We start from the raw sequence: 1,141 nt of genomic DNA, 5'->3' as shown, positions 1-1,141 counted from the left end.
TTGCCGACCGTCCGTTTGCACCGTCGAAACGCCTTCTCCAGCACCGGCAACAGTTTGAGTGCCCAACGGTGAACGGTCGAATGATCGACCGCAATCCCGCGCTCGGCCATCATCTGTTCAAGATGGCGCAGGCTCAGCGGATAGGCCACGTACCACCGAACGCACAGCAACATCACGTCCAGCGGGTAATGCAAGCGTTTGAGTACTTTTCCCACACCCGGACTCAGCTTCTCGGTCATCGATCACGTCACGCATTAAGGCCCGTCAGCATAGCAGACCGCCTTATTGCGACAGATCCCTCAGACAAGCACCAATATGACTCGCTCACCAACTTCAATTATTAGCCCGAGCCGGCAGAGATTCACGCAGGCTATCAAGAGAGATATGCCGCTCTCCGTCGGCTTCCTGAAGAACCCTGAACACCTTTTGCTCAGCAGGCGTGGAAATGACAAAGTCGTTGTACGCTTTCAGCAGGAGATTTCGATATACCAAGAATAAGGTTGCGTCGTGATCCGCGGACAGCTCCTCCGCCTGTCTGATGTACTGGAAGAAACGCCTTAGTATATGTAATCGACTTACGTTCACCACCTTGTCGTCATATGAGATGGCGAAGAATCGGAAGAAGTCCTCAGCCGACGAAAGCCGGTGCATTTTATCAATTAATGCTTTCATGTTGTTGCTCCGTATGACAAAGTTGGCCGCGAAGCCGTCCGTAGCGAGGCGGCGAGTTTTATGCCATTGTTAAGCGCTTTCTCATTGACGAAAGGTCTTAACTTGTCTGTGCCTTCTAACTTAGCGGCCCACGGCACGCAAGGACCATGCCTGTCTTAGGCATTGTTGCAAAAATCAGGCGTAAAGACGACATGACCTCTGTGCTCTCAATCTCAGGCAATACGGACGGACTGCGGGCGAGCGAGGGCTCCCATGCGATTGAGTACACCCGCACGGATCGACACCTCGGTGGCTTGCGAGCCAGTCGCGCGCGCCCACATACTGGAGCCCGTGAGTACCTTGAGCCGGTACACCAAGGTCTCGGCGAGCGATCGCCGGTGGTAGCCGGTCGCCTGCTTCCATTCGCGCCTGCTGCTTCCTTCGATAGCAGCAATAGCTGCATTGCGCCAGGCGGCGCCAGGCGTGCGAT

1 protein-coding gene and 2 pseudogenes are annotated in these 1,141 nt (G+C 55.1%); all 3 read right to left on the bottom strand.

From position 1 onward, the window contains the following. A pseudogene (locus E1N52_RS43830) lies at window positions 1-239 on the bottom strand (IS6 family transposase); the annotation flags it as partial. A gap of 94 nt (window positions 240-333) precedes the next feature. Next, entirely contained in the window at window positions 334-672 is a 339-nt protein-coding gene (gene nifW, locus E1N52_RS43825; RefSeq protein WP_133191274.1) for a nitrogenase stabilizing/protective protein NifW, read from the bottom strand. 212 nt (window positions 673-884) lie between these two features. Continuing rightward, window positions 885-1,141: pseudogene (locus E1N52_RS43820) on the bottom strand (IS5/IS1182 family transposase); the annotation flags it as partial.

The sequence above is a fragment of the Paraburkholderia guartelaensis genome, assembly GCF_004353905.1.
Lineage (GTDB): Bacteria > Pseudomonadota > Gammaproteobacteria > Burkholderiales > Burkholderiaceae > Paraburkholderia > Paraburkholderia guartelaensis.
This window is presented reverse-complemented; position numbering and strand designations above follow the sequence as displayed.